Annotated in this window: 25 protein-coding genes; 13 read left to right on the forward strand and 12 right to left on the reverse strand. The window is 32.7% G+C overall.

Features of this window, described 5'->3' with window-relative positions; all coding sequences use genetic code 11:
- Positions 1 to 131: 131 nt before the first annotated feature.
- The 4 genes from gltX to ACQH2P_RS10050 form a co-directional block, all read right to left on the reverse strand.
- Positions 132 to 1,532: a glutamate--tRNA ligase gene (gltX, locus tag ACQH2P_RS10035; protein ID WP_425363986.1), complete on the reverse strand. Its 1,401-nt coding sequence runs from the start codon at positions 1,530 to 1,532 to the stop codon at positions 132 to 134.
- Between the two features lie 8 nt (positions 1,533 to 1,540).
- Entirely contained in the window at positions 1,541 to 2,284 is a 744-nt protein-coding gene (gene ubiG / locus ACQH2P_RS10040; RefSeq protein WP_425363987.1) for a bifunctional 2-polyprenyl-6-hydroxyphenol methylase/3-demethylubiquinol 3-O-methyltransferase UbiG, read from the reverse strand.
- 379 nt (positions 2,285 to 2,663) lie between these two features.
- Positions 2,664 to 3,710, reverse strand: coding sequence for an IS110 family RNA-guided transposase (locus ACQH2P_RS10045; RefSeq protein WP_425362708.1), 1,047 nt, complete (start codon positions 3,708 to 3,710; stop codon positions 2,664 to 2,666).
- Positions 3,711 to 3,817: 107 nt separating this feature from the next.
- Entirely contained in the window at positions 3,818 to 4,048 is a 231-nt protein-coding gene (locus ACQH2P_RS10050; RefSeq protein ID WP_425363988.1) for a hypothetical protein, read from the reverse strand.
- Positions 4,049 to 4,113: 65 nt separating this feature from the next.
- On the opposite strand from ACQH2P_RS10050, the gene ACQH2P_RS10055 reads away from it, so the two are divergent.
- The 5 genes from ACQH2P_RS10055 to ACQH2P_RS10075 all read left to right on the forward strand — a co-directional run bounded on the left by ACQH2P_RS10055 (position 4,114) and on the right by ACQH2P_RS10075 (position 9,021).
- The gene (locus ACQH2P_RS10055) at positions 4,114 to 4,455 is read left to right on the forward strand and encodes a hypothetical protein (RefSeq protein WP_425363989.1); all 342 of its coding nucleotides are present in this window, start codon (positions 4,114 to 4,116) and stop codon (positions 4,453 to 4,455) included.
- 144 nt (positions 4,456 to 4,599) lie between these two features.
- The gene (locus tag ACQH2P_RS10060; RefSeq protein ID WP_425363990.1) at positions 4,600 to 6,450 is read left to right on the forward strand and encodes an AAA family ATPase; all 1,851 of its coding nucleotides are present in this window, start codon (positions 4,600 to 4,602) and stop codon (positions 6,448 to 6,450) included.
- 925 nt (positions 6,451 to 7,375) lie between these two features.
- The gene (locus ACQH2P_RS10065) at positions 7,376 to 7,609 is read left to right on the forward strand and encodes a hypothetical protein (RefSeq protein ID WP_425362620.1); all 234 of its coding nucleotides are present in this window, start codon (positions 7,376 to 7,378) and stop codon (positions 7,607 to 7,609) included.
- Between the two features lie 30 nt (positions 7,610 to 7,639).
- A complete protein-coding gene (locus ACQH2P_RS10070; RefSeq protein ID WP_425362621.1) occupies positions 7,640 to 7,873 on the forward strand; it encodes a hypothetical protein in 234 nt (77 codons plus the stop codon).
- A gap of 38 nt (positions 7,874 to 7,911) precedes the next feature.
- Positions 7,912 to 9,021 carry an IS66 family transposase gene (locus tag ACQH2P_RS10075; protein WP_425363991.1) on the forward strand — a complete coding sequence of 370 codons (1,110 nt, stop codon included), beginning with the start codon at positions 7,912 to 7,914 and terminating at the stop codon, positions 9,019 to 9,021.
- On the opposite strand, the gene tnpB is transcribed toward ACQH2P_RS10075, so the two are convergent.
- From tnpB to ACQH2P_RS10095, 4 genes are all read right to left on the reverse strand, one after another.
- The gene (gene tnpB / locus ACQH2P_RS10080; RefSeq protein ID WP_425362591.1) at positions 9,018 to 9,371 is read right to left on the reverse strand and encodes an IS66 family insertion sequence element accessory protein TnpB; all 354 of its coding nucleotides are present in this window, start codon (positions 9,369 to 9,371) and stop codon (positions 9,018 to 9,020) included. The two genes, ACQH2P_RS10075 and tnpB, sit on opposite strands and share 4 nt — an antisense overlap.
- Positions 9,359 to 9,784 carry a hypothetical protein gene (locus ACQH2P_RS10085; RefSeq protein WP_425362592.1) on the reverse strand — a complete coding sequence of 142 codons (426 nt, stop codon included), beginning with the start codon at positions 9,782 to 9,784 and terminating at the stop codon, positions 9,359 to 9,361. The genes tnpB and ACQH2P_RS10085 overlap by 13 nt, the downstream gene beginning before the upstream one ends.
- Positions 9,785 to 10,420: 636 nt before the next feature.
- A complete protein-coding gene (locus ACQH2P_RS10090; RefSeq protein WP_425362593.1) occupies positions 10,421 to 11,743 on the reverse strand; it encodes an IS5 family transposase in 1,323 nt (440 codons plus the stop codon).
- A 282-nt stretch (positions 11,744 to 12,025) separates the two neighbouring features.
- Positions 12,026 to 12,676 (reverse strand): bifunctional (p)ppGpp synthetase/guanosine-3',5'-bis(diphosphate) 3'-pyrophosphohydrolase, encoded by a 651-nt coding sequence (locus tag ACQH2P_RS10095; protein ID WP_425363992.1) that lies wholly within the window; start codon positions 12,674 to 12,676, stop codon positions 12,026 to 12,028.
- A gap of 201 nt (positions 12,677 to 12,877) precedes the next feature.
- Between ACQH2P_RS10095 and ACQH2P_RS10100 the strand changes: the two genes are divergently transcribed.
- A complete protein-coding gene (locus tag ACQH2P_RS10100) occupies positions 12,878 to 13,414 on the forward strand; it encodes an invasion associated locus B family protein (protein WP_425363993.1) in 537 nt (178 codons plus the stop codon).
- Positions 13,415 to 13,923: 509 nt separating this feature from the next.
- Here the strand turns inward: ACQH2P_RS10100 and ACQH2P_RS10105 are convergent.
- The gene (locus ACQH2P_RS10105; RefSeq protein WP_425363994.1) at positions 13,924 to 15,165 is read right to left on the reverse strand and encodes an AmpG family muropeptide MFS transporter; all 1,242 of its coding nucleotides are present in this window, start codon (positions 15,163 to 15,165) and stop codon (positions 13,924 to 13,926) included.
- Positions 15,166 to 15,262: 97 nt separating this feature from the next.
- A complete protein-coding gene (locus ACQH2P_RS10110; RefSeq protein WP_425363995.1) occupies positions 15,263 to 16,414 on the reverse strand; it encodes an HD domain-containing protein in 1,152 nt (383 codons plus the stop codon).
- A 218-nt stretch (positions 16,415 to 16,632) separates the two neighbouring features.
- On the opposite strand from ACQH2P_RS10110, the gene ykgO reads away from it, so the two are divergent.
- From ykgO to ACQH2P_RS10125, 3 genes are all read left to right on the forward strand, one after another.
- Positions 16,633 to 16,758, forward strand: coding sequence for a type B 50S ribosomal protein L36 (ykgO, locus tag ACQH2P_RS10115; protein ID WP_094648811.1), 126 nt, complete (start codon positions 16,633 to 16,635; stop codon positions 16,756 to 16,758).
- Between the two features lie 52 nt (positions 16,759 to 16,810).
- Positions 16,811 to 17,236, forward strand: coding sequence for a DUF2660 domain-containing protein (locus tag ACQH2P_RS10120; RefSeq protein ID WP_425363996.1), 426 nt, complete (start codon positions 16,811 to 16,813; stop codon positions 17,234 to 17,236).
- 399 nt (positions 17,237 to 17,635) lie between these two features.
- Entirely contained in the window at positions 17,636 to 17,794 is a 159-nt protein-coding gene (locus ACQH2P_RS10125) for a hypothetical protein (protein ID WP_425363997.1), read from the forward strand.
- 22 nt (positions 17,795 to 17,816) lie between these two features.
- Here ACQH2P_RS10125 and ubiA read toward each other — a convergent pair whose 3' ends face one another.
- Entirely contained in the window at positions 17,817 to 18,677 is an 861-nt protein-coding gene (ubiA, locus tag ACQH2P_RS10130; RefSeq protein ID WP_425364159.1) for a 4-hydroxybenzoate octaprenyltransferase, read from the reverse strand.
- Between the two features lie 333 nt (positions 18,678 to 19,010).
- Between ubiA and ACQH2P_RS10135 the strand changes: the two genes are divergently transcribed.
- Both ACQH2P_RS10135 and hemC read left to right on the forward strand, forming a co-directional pair.
- Positions 19,011 to 21,497, forward strand: coding sequence for a valine--tRNA ligase (locus ACQH2P_RS10135; RefSeq protein WP_425363998.1), 2,487 nt, complete (start codon positions 19,011 to 19,013; stop codon positions 21,495 to 21,497).
- A 5-nt stretch (positions 21,498 to 21,502) separates the two neighbouring features.
- A complete protein-coding gene (gene hemC, locus ACQH2P_RS10140) occupies positions 21,503 to 22,414 on the forward strand; it encodes a hydroxymethylbilane synthase (RefSeq protein WP_425363999.1) in 912 nt (303 codons plus the stop codon).
- Here hemC and ACQH2P_RS10145 read toward each other — a convergent pair.
- Positions 22,404 to 22,526 (reverse strand): hypothetical protein, encoded by a 123-nt coding sequence (locus ACQH2P_RS10145; protein ID WP_425363802.1) that lies wholly within the window; start codon positions 22,524 to 22,526, stop codon positions 22,404 to 22,406. The genes hemC and ACQH2P_RS10145 overlap by 11 nt on opposite strands.
- 145 nt (positions 22,527 to 22,671) lie before the next feature.
- Here ACQH2P_RS10145 and ACQH2P_RS10150 point away from each other — a divergent pair, with 145 nt between their 5' ends.
- Together ACQH2P_RS10150 and ACQH2P_RS10155 are read left to right on the forward strand one after the other, a co-directional pair.
- Positions 22,672 to 23,994: an IS5 family transposase gene (locus ACQH2P_RS10150; protein ID WP_425362593.1), complete on the forward strand. Its 1,323-nt coding sequence runs from the start codon at positions 22,672 to 22,674 to the stop codon at positions 23,992 to 23,994.
- A gap of 485 nt (positions 23,995 to 24,479) precedes the next feature.
- Positions 24,480 to 24,713, forward strand: a complete 234-nt coding sequence (locus ACQH2P_RS10155) for a hypothetical protein (protein WP_425362589.1) — start codon at positions 24,480 to 24,482, stop codon at positions 24,711 to 24,713.
- The last annotated feature ends 21 nt before the right edge of the window (positions 24,714 to 24,734 follow it).

A 24,734-nucleotide genomic window follows, 5' to 3' on the forward strand; every position in this document is an offset into this window, starting at 1 on the left:
TGCAGTTTTGCTGCAAGTATACGCTGTGCCGTAATTGCCTAAAATTCTTGTAATAGCATAAGTTCCAACTAGGTTGTAAAATATATACTCTTCACTGCCTTTCAAGAGTTGCCGTCGATATTGATTAGCTATTAAATCATTTGAGTACATTGCAACCTAGCAATAGCATTTTCTTTACCAATTATGGCAATAATTTCAAAAACACTTGGAGAAGTAGTCATGCCTGTCATTAAAGCTCTAATAGACTGCATGATATCTGCAAGTTTAATATTATTATTCTTGGCTATTTCTTTAAATTTTATTTGAATAGAGTCTTTATCAAAATCTGATAAATTCTCTAATTCATTTATAACTTGACCCAGCAAATTTTTATCACAATTATTGATTAGTTCTTTAGCTTCTTCAGAATAGATAATAGGAACATTAATCAAATAAATCTTAGCTAGTTTTGCTAATTCAACTAAATTGGTACTTCTTATTTTCAAACTTGCCATTGCTTGCTTAATATATTCCGCTTCTTTCGTATTAACTTGATAATTTTCTTGCAAGCTCTGACAAGTCATTTCTGTTAATGTTTGCTCGTCGAGCAGACGTAAATAATGAGAGTTTAAACTATCCATTTTGGCAAAATCAAGACGAGCTGGCGACTTACCTAGCCCGTCCAGGTCAAACCATTCTATAGCTTGTGATCTTGAAATAATCTCATCATCCTTGTGACTCCAACCTAATCTTAGTAAATAATTACACAAGCTCTCAGGTAAATAACCCATATCTTGGTAAGATTTTATTCCCAGAGCCCCGTGTCTTTTAGATAATTTTGCCCCATCATCTCCATGTATTAACGGTATATGTACCATATGAGGCACAGACCAACCAAAAGCTTGATAAAGTAGGATTTGACGAGCAGCATTAGTTAAATGGTCATCCCCCCTGATAATATGGCTAATCTGCATATCGTGATCATCCACCACTACCGCTAACATATAGGTAGCAGTACCATCACTACGTAACAATACCATATCATCAAGATGCGAATTTTCAATAGTCACATCCCCTTGTAAAGCATCATGGATAACGGTATGACCAACTCTTGGAGCTTTCAAGCGGATCACTGCTCTACTCTTCTGCTCCTGCGAATTAGAAGGTAGTACATCCCGCCAAGGGCTTTGGAACAAAAAATGTTGTTTATTAGCTATGGCATTATCTCGCTGCCTATCTATTTCCTCTTGAGAGGTAAAGCAATAATAAGCTTTTCCCTCATCGAGTAATTTCAGAGCCGCTTTTTTGTATAAATCATTTCTCTTAGACTGGAAAAGTACTTCTCCATCCCAGTTTAAACCAAGCCATTTCAAGCCGGAAAATATAGCATCTATAGCATCTTCAGTTGATCTTGCTTGATCAGTATCCTCAATTCTCAACAAAAATTTGCCATTATGATGTTTAGCAAATAAATAATTAAACAATGCCGTCCTTGCCCCGCCAATATGCAGGAAGCCAGTAGGAGATGGAGCGAATCTAGTAATTACAGTCATATTTTCCTTTATTTAGTTAAGTAAGCAAAATAATTTACATCTATATCCTCACTCAACTGCCAACGTCCATTGATGATATTATAGGTTAAGCCCTTGAGTTCTTTAAGCTCGATGTTATTGTCATTAAACATCGAGTAAATTTCCGATGGCTTAAGAAATTTACTATGATCGTGGGTGTTTTTGGGTACCCAATTAAGTACATATTCTGCCATCAAAATAGCTAGCATATAGGATTTTACCGTACGATTAATCGTTGAAATTATAATCATGCCATCTGGTTTTACTAAACTCGCCAGGTTTTTTACAAAATCACTAGGATTATCGATATGTTCTATGACTTCTAAACATAGCACCACATCATATTTCTTCTTATTTAAATCATCTGAGTGTACTAATTCCTCAACAGTTGATTTAACATATTGTATATTCAGATTTTGGGCTGAGGCATATTGTGCTGCAACATCGATATTACTTTGCAGTGCATCTATACCCGTGACTATACCATTTAGTTTACAGAGAGGAGAGGTAATTAATCCCCCACCACATCCTACGTCTAGAATTTCTAAATTTGAACAAGGTAATATGTCATCCTGCACGTTAAAATACTCTTTTATCTTATCTACTATGTAACCAATACGAATTGGATTTATTTGATGAAGAATTTTAAATTCTCCATCTTCCTGCCACCATTGACTAGAAATCTTATTAAATTTTTCTAGCTCTATTTGATTAATAGAAGATTTTATAGACATAGTCCCCTACTGGTTATAAAATTGGTTATACTATAGCTAACCTGAATAGCATTTATCAATGTTGAACTAGGGTAATGGATGTCATATATGGACGAGTGAATTTGTCAATAAAGAAAATAAAAAATAGAGCCACAAAGGAAGCGGTCATATATTCGGCATCGAGTGCCATAATGGTTTCTGCATTCTTCTAAATATCCTTGAGTAACCTCTCATTCCCACGGCTTCTAGAGCCTCGACATAATTGCGGATTTTGTTCAGAATACTTATTTCATTAACTCTTTTACTTTCGTTCTCTTTATTGTTACTAACTTACTCGCAATATTTACCAATTGCCATTCTTTTGCTTAATTGACATAAATTATCCTTCTTGCCAACAGCGCTAATTTGCGACATACTCGCTGCCATTGGTAACTACTGCATAAGCTATTCTAGCTAATTTATTCGCTAAACCAACACATATAATATTATATGATTTGTTTTCAGCAAATTTCTTCACTGCCCACTGAACTAGCTTATCTTTTGATTCTTTATCGCTTTTGGCTCTTATTGCTATTGTTCTTGCAGCTTGAATCAACATAGTTCTAGCATATCTATCACCTTGTTTGCTAATTCCTCCTAAAACTATCTTATCTCCTGAGGTGTATTGTTTTGGCACCAAACCAAGCGACGCAGAAAAATCCCTCGGGGTTGCGTAATTTTCCATTGGTGCTACGCTCAAACAACTAGCATTGATTGCTCCAATCCCAAAAATTGTCTGCAACCTAATAGCTTTCTCATTCTGTTTATTATTACTGATTATCAGCTTTTCTAAAGTTTTTTCTTTGTTACACAAATTCTCAATTTCTTCACATTCTAAAAGTAAAATTGACTGTACCCCAGAAGTTATATAACCTTCTATATACGCTAATTCTACCTCCGACTTACATGCTTTGCAAAATTTATTTTTGCTTAATTTTGTATTATAACCATATTCATATAAACTTGATATTGTAGAATTAGTTTTTTGTACTCGATCTCTGATCGTATTACTTCGGATTTTATGCAAAAATTTTATATCTTGTTCCTCTTTGCTTTTGGGTAACACATCTTTTAGCTCTGGATCGCGAGCAGCTTTACATATTGCTAAGGCATCGTTATAATCATTTTTCTGCCTCGATGTTGCATAAATTTTTACATCTTTTGTTTTCATCAACTTAACTTGCAAATCAAGCTTGTTAATTTCTTGCGACCAATAATTACCTCCTCCACATGCTTCCATGACCACCAGTGAACTTTTATTGAGATTGTTTAAACATCCTATTAACTCATCTCTTTTAACTTTTTGATGACCGACTTTTTTGCCATTTTGATCAACTTGCACCAAGTGCATAATATTTTTTGCTAAATCTATTCCAATTATACTATTTTCTATGCTATTATTTATCATGGTATGGACCTATTAATTAAATTGTTATTTAATTTGGAGCAACTGAAAAACATTTTTCACCAGACTCCGTACAAGTAAAGCATATTTCGCTTCACTCGTCCATACCATCATTCCCGCTTATGCGGGAATCTAGATACCTGCTTTCGCAGGTATGACACAAAGTTTGTATCACCTAATTCAATAGGTTTCACTATATCTTTGCAAGAATAGTGATGGAGTAGCTGGCGAACTAATTCCTTTAGATGGTTTGGTATGGGATCAAACTTGTTAGTTTTAGTTTGACGCCAGGCTTTAAATTGCTGAGCTACTTGCTCAATAGTAATTGATGGTATTTGCATAGTAGGAACCCAAATTTATAAAATAAATTCATACTAACAAAAAAATTAGATAGAGTTATGCAGTTTTGCTGCAAGTATACTCTAAATCTATTACGGCTAAACTGGATAAAGCCTTAACCCCAGGGTTTAACGACAATAATATTGATGATGTTGAACAGAGTGGCACATTATCAGAAGGGAAGAATTTAGTAATCCATAATTTAAGAATTGCCGTAGCAGAGCAAAGACATAATTTACATATTCAGGATGATTATGAGGAAGTTCATCATTATAATAATAGTAACAAGAGCTATTATAATGGCTCAATAACCAAAACTATCAACCAAATCAGAAATTTCCAGAAGGGGTTAGATAGGCAGCATCTAGAAGAAATGCAACAAAGTAGAGGGATGAGTATGGGTATGTAATCTGGAAATGATATGGTAAGTTCAGGCTTAATCATATTGGATAGGGTGGTTTTAAATAATAATGAAAGGGTTTTTATTGCCGGGACTTTTATCACAAAAAGTCATAGTATAAAATTTGTAATAAATAGATGATGGGATAATAACATGGCTGTCAAAACACCTAATGTCATAACTGAAAAAAGCAAAGTTGTACAAGGTAACAAGCTACCAAGAATGAGGGTAGGAACCGATGATTTTAAGACATTATTGTTAAATAGTGATGTATTTGTTGATAAAAGCCTAATGGTTAAAGAATTATTGGAAGATAGTGGTGATGTAATCCTGATCGCTAGACCAAGGCGGTGGGGTAAAAGTTTGAATATGAATATGCTCCAGAAGTTCTTTGAGATAGAAGTAGATGAGAGAGGTGAGGTTTTACCTGAAAAAGACAGAGTAAATAACAAATTATTTATCGGGGGCGAAATAGATTTAGGATTAGCCAGTGGTAAAAAAAGAACACTTAAAAAGTTGCAAATAGCCCAGTATTTAGAGATTATATCTGATTACCAAGGTCAATTTCCAGTGATTTTTATTAGTTTTAAAGATGTTAAGGGTAGTAGTTACCAAATTATTGAGAATGGGGTAAGAAATCAAATTATAAAATTATTTATTAATCATCGCTATTTAAAACATTATATAACAAGAAATGCAGACTTATTGGATGAGGTACAACAAGAGAAGTTAGAGCGATATTTTACAGGAAAAATTGATACAGAAGATTTAAAAGATAGTTTGCGTTTTTTAAGTGAAGTGCTGTACAAACATTTTAACCAAAAGGTCTATATATTGATCGATGAATATGATACACCGATCAATAGTGCTTATCTAAAGTTTGGTGACAGATTAAAAGAGTTTGAGGATGTACTAGAGATGTTTCGCGGAATGTTTGGTAGTAGTTTAAAAGGTAATCCTTGTTTAGAAAAAGGAGTAATTACCGGCATATTGCGTATCGCTAAAGCTAATTTATTTTCAGATTTAAATAATGTTAGTGAGTATACTTTGCTTGATAAAAAGTTTGCTAAATTTTATGGCTTTACCCAAGGAGAAGTTGATGAATTACTAACCAAAGTACCACTTGAGACGAATCCTGAAAAAATAAAAGATTGGTATAATGGTTACAATTTTGGAGGAGAAATCATCTATAACCCATGGTCGATCATGCAATGTTTAGCACATGAGGGGGCACTTGATCATTATTGGTTAGATAGTGGTGGTACTGGGCTTATTGATAAAGCATTATTGTCAGATAAGATACAAGAAGATTTACAAAGTTTATTAGAGGGAAAAGGTATAGTTAAGAGATTATATACAAAAATCTCACTAGGAGAGATTGAAGATGATCCCAATATCTTTTACAGTTTATTATTATTTGCCGGTTACTTAAATCCGTTACTTGCTGATGATAATCCAGAGGATCCAACTTATCGTTTAACGATCCCTAATAAAGAAGTAAGAAATATTTACATTACAAGAGTAAGAAAATGGGTGACAAATAAATTAAATATTGAAATTAATGAGTATGATAATTTTATCAAATTATTAATTACTCAGCAAATATCTCAATTTGGCGAGAAGTTGCAAGAATATTTATTAAAATCAACCAGCTATCATGATTTGCTTGTGGAGAGAGATTACCATAATCTGATGGGCGGAATATTAGCACCACTGACGGTGCAATATGTAATAGAATCGAATAGAGAGTCTGGATATGGCAGATGTGATCATATGTTAGTACCAATAGTTGGTCGTGGAGATAGTGCTATTATCGTTGAATATAAAATATGCAAAATCCCGGAAGAGTTAGAATCTGTAGCAAAAATAGGATTAAAGCAAATTATAAATAAACAATATGACGCTAAAATAAAAGAACATGTGCATATCAAGAAAATTACTAAGATTGCGATAGCTTTTTGTGGTAAGGAAGTTGCACTAGAATATCGAGTTGATGAGCTATAAGGAAAATATACTGTCTATTATAATTTAGGAATTGCCTTAGCGGAACAAAGGCATAGTTTACATATTCAGGTTGAGCGGAAGTTAAAAATATTATATCAGTAGCAAGAATGTTTTGACAAGTACAACTATAAAATATGTTGATAACAAGGTATATGACCGTAATTGGTAACAAGGTAATTGTCCGGAAATAGAGTATAAGAATCTCTCAAATTAAAAGAGAGAGGTTATGCCAAGTAGGACAAAAATATTACAAGAGGTTATAAAAATGCGATTGGGGTTGTGACGTAGACAATGGCATTCGGTTAAGCTTCTAACATATTTACTCCTAGTAATTATAGATATAGAGTACATACTTGATTTAGTCGTATTTTTTATATAGACTAGCAGTTAATAGTACTTATTTCTAGGTCTCAACGCTCTAGTAACTTAAGACTTATCATTGGATTTTCTTAACCGAATGCCATTGTCTACGTCACAACCCCTAAACGAGGTAATTCGCCAGTAATTAGAAAAAATGACCAAAGAGAAAAAGTTGAAATTACTATAAAAGTGCCGTTTGGGAAAAGCAGTAAATTCACCAAAACGGCATTTAATGTTAAGACAGCAAATCTTGAACAAATTTCTGATGAAATGGCAAAAATTTCGAATAAGATTTTTAATATTTTTGAGATAAACGCAATGCAGTTAGAGTGAAAGTAGAGCATTTTCCTAAAAATTCATGTAATTACAGATAATATTTTTTACTAAACAAAAGTATACTTGCAGCAAAACTGCATAACTCTATTAAATTTTTTTGGTAGTATGAATTTATTTTATAAATTTGGGTTCCTACTATGCAAGTATCACCGATTAATAAAAAAACTAGTTGAAAAACTATCAGTTATACTATAACATTTCAATTATTAAACGTAATGAATGAATCAAAATGAAAAAGCCAAAAGTAGCGACCTTAAGTGCTGAGGAACGAGAAGAACTAATCCAGCATATTAAGGCAAATTCATTAACAGGAGATGATCAGCAAGCGGTGATAGAACTTGTGAAATTTTGTAACGAACTAATAGACAAGCTAGCATCATCAAACATCAGTATAAATAAGCTTAAGGAGATGATGATTGGTTTTAAGGCAGATAACATAAAAAAGATAGTTCAGATTCATTAAAAGAACCACCGAGTGAATCTGATAATAAGAATGGTGGTAATGAAGAAGAGTACGATGAGTCCAAGAAGAGAGATCGCAGTAATTGGCAAGGTAAATATGGATTTGATGATTATCAGGATGCGAATACCAGCTATTTATCTCCTGAGAATTTTTGTAGTGGTGATAGCTGTCCTCACTGTGATAATGGTAAACTCTATAATAGTGAAGCTAGAAAATTGCTACAATTTACAGGTAATGCTCCAATTACAGTCAACAGATATGTAAAGAAAACGTTACGCTGTAATGCTTGCGATTATACAGTTATGAACAATAAGAATATCAACAAATGGACAAATAGTAGCAAAAGTGCAATAGTGTTACAAAAGACCTACGGTACTCCCTTCTATCGTTTATCTAGGTTGCAAAGTTTAAGCGGGGTTCCTGTATCATATAGCACTCTGTGGCAACAATATTTAGATGTTTGGCAAGAAGATGGTGGAGCTGAAATTTACAGGGTATTATTAGAAATGGCTGCCGAATGTAGTTCACTGAACCTTGATGATACTAGAGCCAGGATTTTAGAAATTACTGTAGCCAATAAAAAATTACGAGCTCAAAATAAGAAAGGACGCAGCTGTTATACCACTACTATATGTGCTAAAACTACAAATAATGAGGTGATAGTTTTATATTTTACCGGTAATAAGCATGGCGGGGAAAATATTGGTAACGTACTAAAGAATCGTAAGAATAGGACTGATTCTATTCATTTAATGACTGATGCAAGTAACAATAATAACCCGGTATTATCAGAAGCAGATAAAGAATTACTGGCAATAATAGTGATGATCAATTGTTTGTCACATGGGCAGAGAAAATTTACAGAGAATGAACCATATTACCCTGAAGAATGCGGATATTTTCTCAAACAGACTGGTGGGATTTACCATAATGAACATCAATGTAAAGAGATGAGCCTTGAGGAAAAGCTGAAGTACCATCAGGAACATAGCAGTAAATATATAGAAAACATATATAACAAAATAGACGAATTATTTAACGACAAGAAAGTTGAGCCTAATAGTAGGTTTGGGCAAGCTATGAAATATTGGTTAAATAATAAAGAAGGTTTGACGCAATTTTTGAAAATTCCAGTTAGCAGTCTTGATAATAATTGGGCTGAGAGGTCACTACGTACCATTATTTTACAAAGGAAGAATTCATTATTCTTTAAAACAATCAATAGTGCTGAGATACATAGTGGTCTGTATAGTATAGTAAAGACTTGTAGTGAGAACGAGATCAATGCCTTTAAATATTTAAATTGGCTGCAAGAGCAGAGCAGCAAAGCAAAGAAGCATCCTACGAATTATACGCCTTTTGCCTATGCAAGATATATAAATAATACGGAATTAATCAAGACAGCAGCTTAAATGACAGGAAGCCAATCATTAGAGAGTTTGGCAGAACTAGGATCACCATTATGAATAAGAATATGTAATGTTCTATAGCAAATTTGATAAGATGAATTATCAGATGGGGAAAGTTTTGCCGTAAATTTACCTTTGGATAGGCGTTTAGAGCATAACCAAAAGCCTTGACCGTCAAAGGACAAAATTTTAATGGCAGTTCTGTTTTTATTATAGAATAAAAACAAGGAACCATTAAGAGGGTTGGAAGAAAGTTTTTGTCTGCAAACAGCTATTAAACCATCGATACCCTTACGAAAGTCGATGGCAATAGTGGCAACAAAAATAACTGACTGAGGGGTTAGTTGCAGCATAGAAATGTTTGAATTATGGTTTTTAGCTCTAGTGTTTGAATAATAAGCTTGGTACCATTTGGCTTAATAATGTGGCAAGTGTAGTAATTTTGTTTGGGAGTAGCCACAGGATCAGTATCTATAGAATTTACTAGTTGAAATGGGAGAAAATTAATATCGTGTTGTAGAACTTTATTTGAAGTTGAGGTAGGAGAAGTTTTGAGGGAAGGTTGATGGGCTTGTTGAATTGAACTAATTATTGTTTTATTAATATTGAGATGTTTGGCTATATCTTTGCAAGAATAGTGATGGAGTAGCTGGCGAACTAATTCCTTTAGATGGTTTGGTATGGGATCAAACTTGTTAGTTTTAGTTTGACGCCAGGCTTTAAATTGCTGAGCTACTTGCTCAACAGTAATTGATGGTATTTGCATAGTAGGAACCCAAATGTATAAAATAAATTTTATACTAACAAAAAAATTAGATAGAGTTATGCAGTTTTGCTGCAAGTATACAAACAAAATTATTTTGTCAAAACTTGAGATAGTAGGAACCCAAATTTATAAAATAAATTCATACTACCAAAAAAATTTAATAGAGTTATGCAGTTTTGCTGCAAGTATACTAATCTTATAGCTGGAATTTATAATTTTGAACTCTTATGATTACTTTCGAAAGAGGTCTAATATAAAAAATTCCTTTTACAGAAAGTAGTAAATTATATCATACCAATTTAAAGGACTTATAGGATACTTTTTTAAAAACTATTTTTTCTTTTTATGGAGAGATTTTAGAAGAAACCAAGGAAAATAGCCTCTGGAAGCCTTATATCTATAGGGATACAGCCTTATGCCACATTTCTACATAAATGTTGCTAGTTCGTCTCCCCGTCAAAAGTGCAAAAAATTCAAAAATTAGCACCTTAGCAAAAAATTTTTGTATAAAATTTTAGAGTTTAATTGTTCTGATGTAATTTTTTGATATAAAAAGATGATTTTTAGAAAATTTTTGCATGACGTTTTGTTAACGATTTTGTAATCGTTTGATTAATTTTCTTTATTTGCTAATTTTTATGTAGAAAAATTTGTTTTGAGCAGGTGATTAGCAATACACCGTAAGTTCAATCCTACAGCGGAAATTAACGGATTTATTATATCTCCTATTACTCCTTTTAAGTAATTTCTGCCAACTCTACCATAATGCTTAAGGTGTCCTATTATCGGCTCTATAGCACTTCTTCTCTTGATCATTGCCTTATCATCTGAGGATAGCTTCTTCTTGCAATATGGGCTATACACCTTGTCTTTTTCTTTAAAATTATTCCCCTTATAGCCTAAATCAACAAATGTCCTGGCTATTCCCACTCCTGTTAATTTCTTTACAACCTCTACAGTCTGCGATAATGTATGACCATCATATGGATTGCCATGAAATGATTTGGCCGCTAATACAAAATTACCTCGACCACTTACTGCTATCGAAACCTTGTTACCAAACTCATAGGGTTTGTTTAATTTCCCTTTACCTATGCACTCTACCTCCGGTGCGTGAAAACTATATAATACTTTATTATCCTCCTTATATCGCTCTTTCTCTGCTTTACTCAGTATAGATTGTGCCTGAATCTTTTTAATCTTATTTAGTATTTCTTGCTGCTTTAATGACAAACTTAACTTTGTTTTTGCTATTTCTCGCTGACATATTCTTATTAAACGACCCAGCAATATCTTTAAATGTTGCATTACCTTCTTACGTTTTTTGGCTTTACTATTATCCTTATATTTCCATAATTTTACTATGTCTTTTTTATATTGCTTGGCATATGTCTCATGTAACTTAATGCCTAAAGTATGACATAACTTTACTAGCTCTATTCTTGCCTTATCCATCAAATACACATCATGAGGATACTTAATATTCTTAATTTGTACTGTAGTATCAACGATTATCGATGCTAAGTCTTTTTTTTTAAGCACTCCGACTTTGCAACCAATTCTTGTTAATTCTTTTAATATCTCATTATATCCTTCTTCCCCTAATATAGCACGAAACCTTCGTATACTAGCTTCTGATATCTCAGCATCTTTCTGCAAATATTCCCAACCACAAAAATATTGCCAATATACGTTCTCTCTCAGCTCTTCTTCAGCTGCAGCATCTGACAGGTTATACATCGCTTGCAGCATAGTTACTCCAAGTAATAACCTGTGACATCTGCGATTCCTACCAAATTTCTTGATATTAACATTTGTCAATAACCATTCCTCTAAAACAGTCCAATTTATTAACGATCTTAATTTATATAACTTGTTATTAGGGTTTAATTCTTCGGTCAATTTATAACCAAAAAGCTGTCCTTGTTTTTGGGATTTTATTATATCTTCTATCGGCATAATTCATACAATCCATAAGGTTTCTGCCAATATTATAGCATTTTCTTATGGATTATCTAGATATTTTTACCCGCTAACCATATTATATATTATCCTTCTAGACTTTTGACGGGGAGACTAACTAAGAATCGATCTGATACCAATAGCAATTTCTACCATCATATTATGACCGTGGAGAGATATTTATAGATGATTTAAAAATTGCAGAAAAAACTGGGAGAGCGTTCACTGAAATGTTTTATACTACTAAAAAGCTCTCTCAAGAATCAGCCTCTTGTAACATTAATCCTTCTTATTGTCTCGTTTCGAAAGAGGTCTATTCCCATTCTTCAAATTATTTGAGTATACATCACGGAAATTGTGACAAAGATTTTCAATTGCTTGCTCATAAGCAATAAGTTCTGGTATAGTCCAATTAAACTGAAGGAAAATATCATATGCATTATTTATCTCAGTATTAATACCAACAAACCTCACGTTAGTGAATAACTTTCTTAGCTTTATTTCTTGCGTCTTTTTATATTCATCATGATTTGCTGTACCAAATTCTGCTATATTATGCATCTCTCTGGTTCGTATCTGTATTTCTATATTACGTCCATAGATATCAACTATAGCTATGACATGCAATGAACGGTAGCCATTATTCTTAGGATTATCAATATAGTTTTTAGACTTATCTATATTAATAGAATAGATATCATAAATGATATCCAATACTTTATAACAATCTTCTTGTTTATCAACTATGACCCTAAAAGCAACTAGGTCAGTTAATTCTTTTAAAGCAATAGTCTTTCGTAATATCTTCTTTAAAGTAGAATAAGGGTCTTTTAATCTGTAATATATTTCAGCTATTATGTCATGTTCACATAGTTTAGCACTAATAGCCCCTATGATATTAAGTAAATCGTTAGTATTTGTATCTTGCATAATTGATACTCTAAGTAAACCATGTAGTGAACTTGTTAAAAATATTAGATAAAAAATCAACTAATTATACCATATTGATGGTATCAAATAATAACTGGCTTGTCAATTACAAGCAAATTATTATTATCACAGATGATTGACAAATATATTAAATTCAGATATATTTTGTTCCTAAATACAAACAATAAATTAGTAGAATTTATGACAAACTGTGTTAAAAAATCATTATTTGTTACAGCCGGTCTTGCCGTAATGGGTTTAGGGTTGTTTTTTGGTAATCCTAGTAGAGTGGATGCTGCGGTAAAAGAAGGGAGAACATTTTCAGATTGGGTAGTTAAGTGTACCACAAGTGCTGACAAAAAACGGGTTTGTTTTTTGCAGCAGGTTATTAATTCTACTAAAGATGATAAACAACAAATGTTGGCTATGTATCAAGTAGGCTATTTTGGTAGTGGTAAGGAAAGAAGTTTAAAAATGATCCAAATAATTCCTACTGATGTTTCTGTTGTTCCAGGTACGTCTATTATCAGTTCTAAAAAATTAGCTGCTCCAGGTAAATACATTAATTGTACAAAAGATTCTTGTCAGGCTATTGCTGATATATCAGACAATGATCTTAAAACCATTTTATCAAGTGATGGTAATCCTGTTGTTGGTTTTATGAATTCAGCTGGTCAACAGGTAAACTTGCCATTTTCTACGAAAGGTCTTGAAGAAGGCTTGAAAGCTTTAAAATAGTAATCTGTTTTGCTTTAAAATTGACTCCACAAATCCTTGCGGAGTTTTCATGGGGTGCTAGGAAACTGTCGGAAATAACTAAAGTAATTGTAAGTTAAAAGTATGATATAATAGATTGTAAGTTGTCATTCTTAGCAACGGCGGGAATCTAGATCCCGCACTGAAGCAGGGATAACAAAAAACAGGATTGCTTCGTCATCACTAAAGTGGAACAACTGTCGAAAGTTAGAAGGTAGAGCGGCTTTAGAGGTCATCATGGCAGTTTAAAAGTTGCGGGAAAATAACTGGCGTCATTGCGAGGAGTGTGTAAGCACGACGAAGCAATCCACTTCTGGTCTTTTGGATTGCTTTGTCGCCTAAAGTGGCTCCTCGCAATGACGGTTAGAGATCGGTTTTTTTTCCTTAAATTGGTACATTATGTCGAATTACACTTTCACTACAAAATAAAAAATGTAGGATACTATGGATCTTGCCCCACAAGTATTTGTGTAAACAATTCTTGAAATCATTTACTTCATTTTTACCTTTAGTAGTGAGCTGATCTTTAATAGCAGAAGCAAGGAAGGTATTGTTGTAATAATAATAAATGTAAAAAAGTTTTGCCATCCGAATTGGACTACAATATATCCTGAAAGAGCAGGAAAAATCGATCTCGAAAATCCCATCATAGAAGAGAAAAATGAATATTGTGTAGCACGAAATTTACCTTGACAGATTGAAGCAATAAAAGCAATGTAGGCTGTCATAGTCATTCCCCCAGTCACACTTTCAAAGCCTGTAGTAATAAAGAATAATGGTAAATTTTTGCCATATATCTCTTGTAGAATAAATAAGGTATGTGCTATGGCATGAATTACCCCAAATATCAGTAAACTATCCAGGATATTCTTTTTTCTCATCACTGAGCTAGCTATTAGTCCGCCAATTATTGCAGATGTTATGCCAAAAAATTTCCCTGCACTAGCTATTTCAAATTCGTTATAGCCAATATGCATTAAGAAAGGGTTAATCATCATACTAATAAAATCATCTGGTAATCTATATAAAATCAAGAAAATTATTATTAAAAAAATTAAAGAAAAAGATCCTACAGGTCTCAAGATATTTTGTACAAAGTTTGAAATATTTACCTTATGATCTGGATATGTTTGGAGAATTAAGTCATGTTTTAATTGTAAGATACTCACAGCTAAAATAGCAGAAAAAACAAGTACAGAAATGGCAAAGATTTTATATATATTATTCCACCCCAAGTAGCTTGATAGATAGATAGCTCCGGAGCCTGATATTAGCATACCGATGCGATAGCCAAAAATATAAATGCCAGAAGCTGCTCCTTGAGATTCTTTTGCAATAATTTCGGTTCTAAGGGCTCCTAGGACAGTATCTTTAGCTGAACTTAAAAATGATATTATCAAGCCTACTAGTGCAAACAACATTAGACTATGATGAGGATTCATGGTACTTAAAAGAAAAATAGCAAATGCTAACAAAATCTGGATCAAACAAATCCAAGATAATCTATGACCAAGTAGTTTACTTAACCAACCTAACTGTGTAGTATCAAAAATAGGAGCCCATAAAAAATTGATAGAATAAGGTATTACGATAACAGCAAACATCCCAATGGATTGTAAGTCAATATTCTCCTTGGCAAGCCAATAGTTTAAAGTATTACCTGTAATCATTAAGGTAAATCCGCTGGTTAGACCAAACAACCAAATAACGAATAATTTTAAAGGAGTTAACATAAGTATCTATTGGGAAAAAAACATAATACAATAATAACTTTTTCTATACAAGTTAGATTCTATACCCTATATATTCTAAGATATGCCATTAAAACACCTAATTACCTTTAGTTTCCCTTGGAAGTATATGGTTTGTAGGATATTGATAAGCTGACCCTATTCGACTATAGGGTAGGACTATCTTATTAGGAACATTATTACTGTAACTAATTCCATAACCTTTTTGGCACCACTCTTTAACCATATTAAAGTTATGACTAAAATTTTTATCTATCTTTGATAATAATTGGTATCTTCCGTTATAATATATTGTAGGATCTATACCTCTAAATTTTGGTTTAATATTTATTTGTCCTTTGCCAAATTCTACTATTGAAAATGTTCTAATTTTGTGAAGATATTCCTTAAATAACTTTTGTAACTTAAAATCTTTACTCATTTGAAGTTTCGTTAAAACTTGCTTATCTATACCAAAATGTAACTCACCTTTAGTGATAAGATTGATATCTACAGCACGCTTTAAAATCTTAACGAAGCAATCATAAATTACAGCATTCCATTCGCTACCCCAGAATTCCCAAGTAAAATCTAAAGAGAGCATAGCAAATTTTTTAGCAAGCACAGTATCTGTAAAGAACCATTTATTATGTTTAAATTGTAAATTTTCGACAATTTCCTTTGCGTCAATTTTTGAAATTTTTTCAAGAATAACCCCTGTGTGAATATTATATTGGATACGATCTGCACAAAGTGAAGGTAAAGGGGATTCTAATGCTACGTACTTGGGGTTATCAGGGTCTAGTTCACTAATAGAAATGTTATATTTACTGATAATTTTTTCAATATCCATTTTTTTTAGAAACCATAAATGAATAGTATCCTGATAAGAGAGTCTGCTATTTGGTTGATAAAATAAATTATCTCCCAAATGAGAAAAAACAGTATGAGAAACGTCATGTAACAAGCCGGCTATTTGTTCGATTTTTGGGACACCTGCTTTTTGTAATAAAACAAATACTCCTATACTGTGATCATAGCGACTAAAAAACGGCATTAATTCCAAATAAGGGGGCGGACCAGATTGATCAATTTCTTTTATTCTTTGCATAGCTTTACTTTGTATTAATTCCTCTATTATTGGATCATTAACTATTGAATCACCCCATACTGTATGAAGAACCTGTTCAGCATAAGAAGATAAACAAATAATATAATTTATTATAATAGCAAAAATTATTTTTTTTATCACAACTTACCTTTTAGAATTAGAAAAGGACTCATTATCAATTAATATTGTTAATTGTCAAGATTCCTGTTACAAGCACCCCCCTTCATGAAGAATTTTGTTGACAAAATTGAGGAAAGTATTACTATTACCGTTCTTAATTTAAGATAGTAGAAATGTTTAAAAAGTTGAGTTATCACTTTTAAAATTTTTGTTAAATAATATTAAAGGATAGTTTTTATATGAAAGTTGTGAGTTCGTTAAAATCTCTAAAGAAAAGAGATAAAGATTGTCAGGTTGTAAAAAGAAAAGGTAAAATTCTTGTAATAAACAAGAAAATTAAAAGGTTTAAAGCTAAACAAGGTTAGATGATTTAGAAGTTTTATAGTTGTTGATTAAATTTCTAAGATTTAATTTTAGATGGAGAATCTTATGCAAAATACTAATTTGATAATCGTTGTAGCAGGTCTATTTTTAGTGTTTATTATGTTCTTTGTTTATAAAAAGAGCAAGAAAGCATCTGTTAGTATGCTTGTCAAGGATTCCAATAATGCAGAAGAATTTAACGCACCATTTAATAAGGCAAATAATAATACCAAGAAGCTAACTCTAAAAGAGAAGGTTGAGCTATCGTGGAGGTTCTTATATGAAATTACAGAATCAATCGTTAATAAGTTTTCTAAAGAGGATGTAGAAGTAGTAAATCAACTTGGTCATACATTGTTAAATAATGGCATGAAGTATGAGCATGTAGTAGATCTTGGCATCAAGCAACAAATTACATCAAGAGCTGTAAATATTGAACAACAAGCTCATTCTCAGTCTCAGAAATCTTTGGGTAAATAAGCATCGGTAATTTTGACAGTGAGATTAATTTTAGATGTAGGGCATACTAAAAGAATATTCACCCTTATGCATGGCATTTAATAAGTTATAGGGAAAACACAAACCTGGCGTCATTACGAGGTTTACCATTCATAGTACACTACATTTTTTATTTTGTAGTGAAAGTGTAATTCGACATAATGTATCAATTTAAGGAAAAAAACCGATCTCTAACTGTCATTGCGAGGAGCCACTTTAGGCGACGAAGCAATCCAAAAGACCAGAAGTGGATTGCTTCGTCGTGCTTACACACTCCTCGCAATGACGCTTGTGTAGCATAATATCCTTATAATTTTTTGCTATTTTTACGATAGAATAAAAAATGTAGGGTACTATGTTTACCATTACACACAAATGATTTTGTTAAGGGTACCACCGTCATTGCGAGAAGCCACTTTAGTGGCGACGAAGCAATCCAGTAAATTAGATATAGGTAAGCCAATGTATTGGATTGCTTCGTCGCCTTTGGCTCCTCGCAATGACGTCTTGTACTTTTCTGCAATTTTTAAATTACCGTGAGTTATGTGTAAAATATTTAAAATTATACTATAGTTAAGTCTAACGAACCCAAGACCAAAATCAAGCCAACATAATTGTTATTTTTAAATCTAATAAGGCAGTTTTGTGGTTCTGAAATTTCTAATGTTACTACCTGCCAAATCAGCATCATATAAGCACAAAGGATAGCTATATAATTAAGGTGATGGGTCGCTATAATGTTAGCAACTATGAATAATATTATAAAAACGGTATAATAAACATATAAATGCAGTTTATAATTTTTCTTTTCTAACAATATTGGCATTGATTTGACATTAATCTTTTTATCGTCCTCTATATCCATAAAACCATAAATAGTATCATAACCGATAGTCCAAAAACAGCAGGCAATATACATAATAACAGCTTCTATTGATATTTTATCAGTTACCGCACTATTGCCAATCAACACTGCATTAAATGTTAATCCTAGAAATATTTGCGGGAAGAAAGTAATTCTCTTCATTAGCGGATATAAAACGATCAAGATAAAGGAAAAGAACCCTAAGCAAATTGCAGTTTTATTTAATGACAATAAAATGGTCAAGGAAATAATTGATAATATAGTTAACAAAATCATCGCGTCACTTACATTCAATGCTCCATTAGCTAAAGGTCTATTTTTTGTTCGTAAAACATGTTTATCAAAATCTTTGTCAAAAATATCGTTAAGCACACTACCAGCTCCCCTGGTAATGATACTTCCGATAAAGAATAAGAATAGTAATTTTAGCAAACTATATATGGCAATATTGTTAAGAAGTGTCCCAAAGCATGCTGAGAAAAATACCAGCAAATAGCCAGTAGGATTTTGCAGCCTCATTAAACTAAGACTTAGGAGAAATTTATTTGGCATTACTATTAATTTATGATATATCTCGGTTAAAAAAATGAGCAGTACCACAAAAATAATGATATTGCTATTAGTGGATCATAAAAATCTGCTATATTCACAAATATAACCGAATTTGGCATAACTTGTTATAGCTAACTCGATTAGTATTATACCAAACTCACAAACGTCATTGCGAGGAGGCACTTTAGTGGTAACGAAGCAATCCATTTTTGGTCACTTTTATGGATTGCTTAGTCGACCTTCGGTCTCTTCGCAATGACGGCGTAATGCTAACCAGAGTTAGCTATATATCGAATTCAGGTTAGTTAGCAACACTCCCTATATAATTAGGATATTATTATGACCGAATTTCCAAAAGATTATAGCTTTAGTGAAAGCGAAAGAAAATGGCAACAATTTTGGCAAGAACAAAAAATTTATCTTTGGGATAAAAATGAAACAAGAGAAAATAGTTTTGTAGTAGATACTCCACCACCAACAGTCTCAGGACAGCTGCATATAGGGCATGTTTATAGCTATACTCAGGCAGATTTCATCGTCCGTTTTAAACGGATGCTAGGTAAAAATATTTTTTATCCAATCGGTTTTGATGATAATGGCTTGCCTACCGAACGTTTAGTTGAAAAACAAAAGCAGCTAAAAGCAGCTAGTATGGCAAGAGAGCAATTTATTGAAATATGTAAAGAAGTCGTTATTTCTGAGGAAGAAAAATTTCGCTCATTATTTAATCAAATGGCTTTATCGGTTGATTGGACTTTAGAGTATCAGACAATTAATCCGTTATCACAAAAAATATCACAAATGTCATTTTTAGACTTAGTCGATAAAGGAGAAATTTACCGCAATAATCAACCAATGTTGTGGGATCCAGTTGATCAAACGGCTTTAGCACAAGCTGACATCGAAGACCAAGAAAAAACTTCAATGATGAATGATATAATTTTTCAGACCAATCAGGGTGAGAAGATTATTATTGCTACCACTAGACCAGAACTGCTACCAGCTTGCGTTGCGATCTTTTATAACCCGAATGATGATAGATATAAACAACTACAAGGTCAATTTGCCATAACACCGCTATTTGATGTTAAAGTACCTATTCTAGCAGATGAGTTAGTTCAAATAGATAAAGGAACCGGGCTTGTTATGTGTTGTACTTTTGGTGACACAACCGACATAATTTGGTGGAGAACTCATAATTTACCTATGAAAATTATTATAGATAAAAAAGGTATGATAAATTTCCCAGCCGAATTATCAAATTCCTTCTCTTATAATCAGATAAATGGTTTAAAAATAAAAGACGCTAGAAGTAAAATTATAGAAGTTTTAAAAGAGAAAAATTTATTAGTTAAACAAGTAGAAATTACTCAAACAGTAAAATGTGCTGAACGTTCAGGTGCACCACTAGAGATACTTACAACACCCCAATGGTTTGTTCGCACGATAAAACATAAAGATATTTTAATGCAACGGGCAAATGAGATTAATTGGTATCCCCAGAATATGAAAATTAGGCTTGAGAACTGGATAAATAGCCTATCATGGGATTGGTGTATAAGTCGTCAACGCTATTTTGGTGTGCCATTCCCTGTCTGGTATTCGAAAAGAATTGGTGAAGTAGGCAAAGCTATATTTCCAGATATAACACAATTGCCAGTAGACCCCACCCAAGATTTACCAATTGGCTATTCGCGAGAAGAAATAGAGCCAGATTATGACGTTATGGATACTTGGGCTACCAGTGCAATCTCACCACAATTAAGTAGTCACGGTATATCTGAAAAGTTTAACGTAGATGCTGAGCGTCACCACAAATTATTTCCAGCTGACTTACGTCCGCAAGCTCATGAAATTATCAGGACATGGGCTTTTTATACAATACTTAAAGCCCAGCTGCATGAAAATACCCTGCCTTGGAAAAACATTATGATTAGTGGATGGTGCCTTGCATTCGATCGTAGCAAAATGTCAAAATCTAAAGGAAATATTATTGTACCACAAAAATTGCTAGAGCAATACGGTGCTGATGTCATGCGTTATTGGACTTCTAAATCTAGGCTTGGGGCAGACACTGTTTACTCTGAAGATGTAATGAAAAATGGTAAGAGGCTTGTTAATAAATTATGGAATGCTTGTAAATTTGCAGCTATTCATTTTGATAAATTAGACCCATTAGATAAAGACACCCAAATTTCTGATATAGAAAACAAAATTTGCCACAAGTTTGACCAATGGTTAATAGTGAAGCTATTTGAGTTAGTAAGCAAAGTTGAATCAGATATGCAAAACTATGAATATACCAATGCTATGGACTTGATAGAAAAGTTTTTTTGGTCAATATTTTGTGATAATTACCTGGAAATCACTAAAACCCGGGCTTATAATATGGATGGCTCAGATAATAAAGGGCAATATAGTGCTATAATAACCTTATATCATTCAATAAAAATTTTACTCAAATTATTAGCCCCTTTCTTGCCACATATAACAGAAGAAATTTGGCAAATTTTATATAGTAAAAAATCTATACATACACGGGGTAATTGGTCTCAAATCAAAAATTTATCTTTCCCGGTAGAGCAAATTCAGCCTGATAGACTTATTAAAATACTAGATTTGGTTAGAAAAGCTAAAGCAGAAAAGAATCTGTCAGTCAAAGCTGATATTAAGGTACTAGAAATTATAGGAGAAAAACTTCCTAATGATTTAACGATAGACCTTAAAAATGTTACATCTTCTCATAAAATAGAATTTGTCGAGGAATTTTCATTAACAAATCAAGTTTTAAAGAATGGTGATGTCGTAGTTAATATAACATACTGACCACAATGAAGAAGGTAATAAAAATAGGCACTAGGAGAAGCCCTCTGGCTTTGATTCAGACAGATTTAGTAATTGAGCAAATTAAAATTCATTATCCACAGATAAATTATGAAATAGTACCAATAGTTACCTCTGGTGATTTGATTAAGGATAAAAATTTGTATGACATAGGTGGTAAGGCTTTATTCTTAAAAGAAATAGAAACTGCTCTTATAAACGAAGAAATTGACTTAGCTGTACATTCTTTAAAAGATATACCTTGCAAAATACCGTCAGAATTGATGATATGTGCCGTACTTGAGAGAGAAGATGCTCGAGACGTATTTATCTGCTTGAACTATAAATCAATAGAAGAATTGCCTTTTGCCAGCAAAGTTGGTACATCTTCAGTACGTAGAAAAGTCCTAATACAAAGAAAAAGACCTGATTTACAAATTGTCACTTTTAGAGGAAATGTTGATTCAAGAATAAAGAAATTAATGCAAGGTGATGTTGATGCGACCATTCTAGCTTATAGTGGTTTGAAAAGATTGGGGCTATTTGATGCACAATATTGCCACTTAATAGATACAAAAGAGATGTTACCATCTGTAGGACAAGGGGTTATAGCAATAGAGATAAGAAAAAATGATCACAAAATGCAGGAAATATGTAATAAAATTAACCATCTTGAAACATGGGAGCTAATGCAGGCGGGAAGAGCATTCTTAGAATATTTAGATGCAGATTGTAGAACCCCTATAGCTGCTTATTCAACATATATATACTTAAATGATTTGAGTATAGCTGATAAGGTTATTCACACAGAGTTTATGCTTGCCAATTTTGACGGTAGTAAAATAGTTTTTCATAGTGAAATTTCCGATCCAAAAGATGCTAAGAATTCTGGCATAAAAGCTGCCAAAACTATGATATAGTGAAACCTATTGAATTAGGTGATACAAACTTTGTGTCATACCTGCGAAAGCAGGTATCTAGATTCCCGCCTTCGCGGGAATGACAACTTACAATCGTTATGTTCTTTATCACCTAATCCTATGAGCATAACTATATCTAGTCTCCCCGTCAAAAGTCTAGAAGGATAATATATAATATGGTTAGCGGGTAAAAATATCTAGATAATCCATAAGAAAATGCTATAATATTGGCAGAAACCTTATGGATTGTATGAATTATGCCGATAGAAGATATAATAAAATCCCAAAAACAAGGACAGCTTTTTGGTTATAAATTGACCGAAGAATTAAACCCTAATAACAAGTTATATAAATTAAGATCGTTAATAAATTGGACTGTTTTAGAGGAATGGTTATTGACAAATGTTAATATCAAGAAATTTGGTAGGAATCGCAGATGTCACAGGTTATTACTTGGAGTAACTATGCTGCAAGCGATGTATAACCTGTCAGATGCTGCAGCTGAAGAAGAGCTGAGAGAGAACGTATATTGGCAATATTTTTGTGGTTGGGAATATTTGCAGAAAGATGCTGAGATATCAGAAGCTAGTATACGAAGGTTTCGTGCTATATTAGGGGAAGAAGGATATAATGAGATATTAAAAGAATTAACAAGAATTGGTTGCAAAGTCGGAGTGCTTAAAAAAAAAGACTTAGCATCGATAATCGTTGATACTACAGTACAAATTAAGAATATTAAGTATCCTCATGATGTGTATTTGATGGATAAGGCAAGAATAGAGCTAGTAAAGTTATGTCATACTTTAGGCATTAAGTTACATGAGACATATGCCAAGCAATATAAAAAAGACATAGTAAAATTATGGAAATATAAGGATAATAGTAAAGCCAAAAAACGTAAGAAGGTAATGCAACATTTAAAGATATTGCTGGGTCGTTTAATAAGAATATGTCAGCGAGAAATAGCAAAAACAAAGTTAAGTTTGTCATTAAAGCAGCAAGAAATACTAAATAAGATTAAAAAGATTCAGGCACAATCTATACTGAGTAAAGCAGAGAAAGAGCGATATAAGGAGGATAATAAAGTATTATATAGTTTTCACGCACCGGAGGTAGAGTGCATAGGTAAAGGGAAATTAAACAAACCCTATGAGTTTGGTAACAAGGTTTCGATAGCAGTAAGTGGTCGAGGTAATTTTGTATTAGCGGCCAAATCATTTCATGGCAATCCATATGATGGTCATACATTATCGCAGACTGTAGAGGTTGTAAAGAAATTAACAGGAGTGGGAATAGCCAGGACATTTGTTGATTTAGGCTATAAGGGGAATAATTTTAAAGAAAAAGACAAGGTGTATAGCCCATATTGCAAGAAGAAGCTATCCTCAGATGATAAGGCAATGATCAAGAGAAGAAGTGCTATAGAGCCGATAATAGGACACCTTAAGCATTATGGTAGAGTTGGCAGAAATTACTTAAAAGGAGTAATAGGAGATATAATAAATCCGTTAATTTCCGCTGTAGGATTGAACTTACGGTGTATTGCTAATCACCTGCTCAAAACAAATTTTTCTACATAAAAATGACTCAATAAAAGAAAATTAATCAAACGATTACAAAATCGTTAACAAATCATCGTGCAAAAAATTTCTAGAAATCATCTTTTTATATTAAAAATTTACATCAAAAGAATTAAACTCTAAAATTTTATACAAAAAATTTTTTGCTAAGCTGCTAATTTTTTAATTTTTTGCACTTTTGACGGGGAGACTATCTAAAATAGTCGACAAAAAACCCTGAGATATTATAGATTCTTGCCTACGCAGGAATGACATCCTTTTTGTTTAAACATAGCAGATGTTGTATCTTTAGACTTTTGACGGGGGGACTAGCGTATACTTGCAGCAAAACTGCATAACTCTATTAAATTTTTTTGGTAGTATGAATTTATTTTATAAATTTGGGTTCCTACTATGCAAATATCACCGATTAGTAAAAAAACTGGTTGAAAAACTATCAGTTATACTATAACATTTCAATTATTAAACGTAATGAATGAATCAAAATGAAAAAGCCAAAAGTAGCGACCTTAAGTGCTGAGGAACGAGAAGAACTAATACAACATATTAAGGCAAGTTCATTAACAGGAGATGATCAGCAAGCGGTGATAGAACTTGTGAAATTTTGTAACGAACTAATAGACAAGCTAGCATCATCAAACATCAGTATAAATAAGCTTAAGGAGATGATGATTGGTTTTAAGGCAGATAACAAAAAAAAGATAGTTCAGATTCATTAAAAGAACCACCGAGTGAATCTG

Origin of the sequence: Candidatus Tisiphia endosymbiont of Hybos culiciformis (assembly GCF_964030975.1) — a bacterium.
Lineage (GTDB): Bacteria > Pseudomonadota > Alphaproteobacteria > Rickettsiales > Rickettsiaceae > Tisiphia.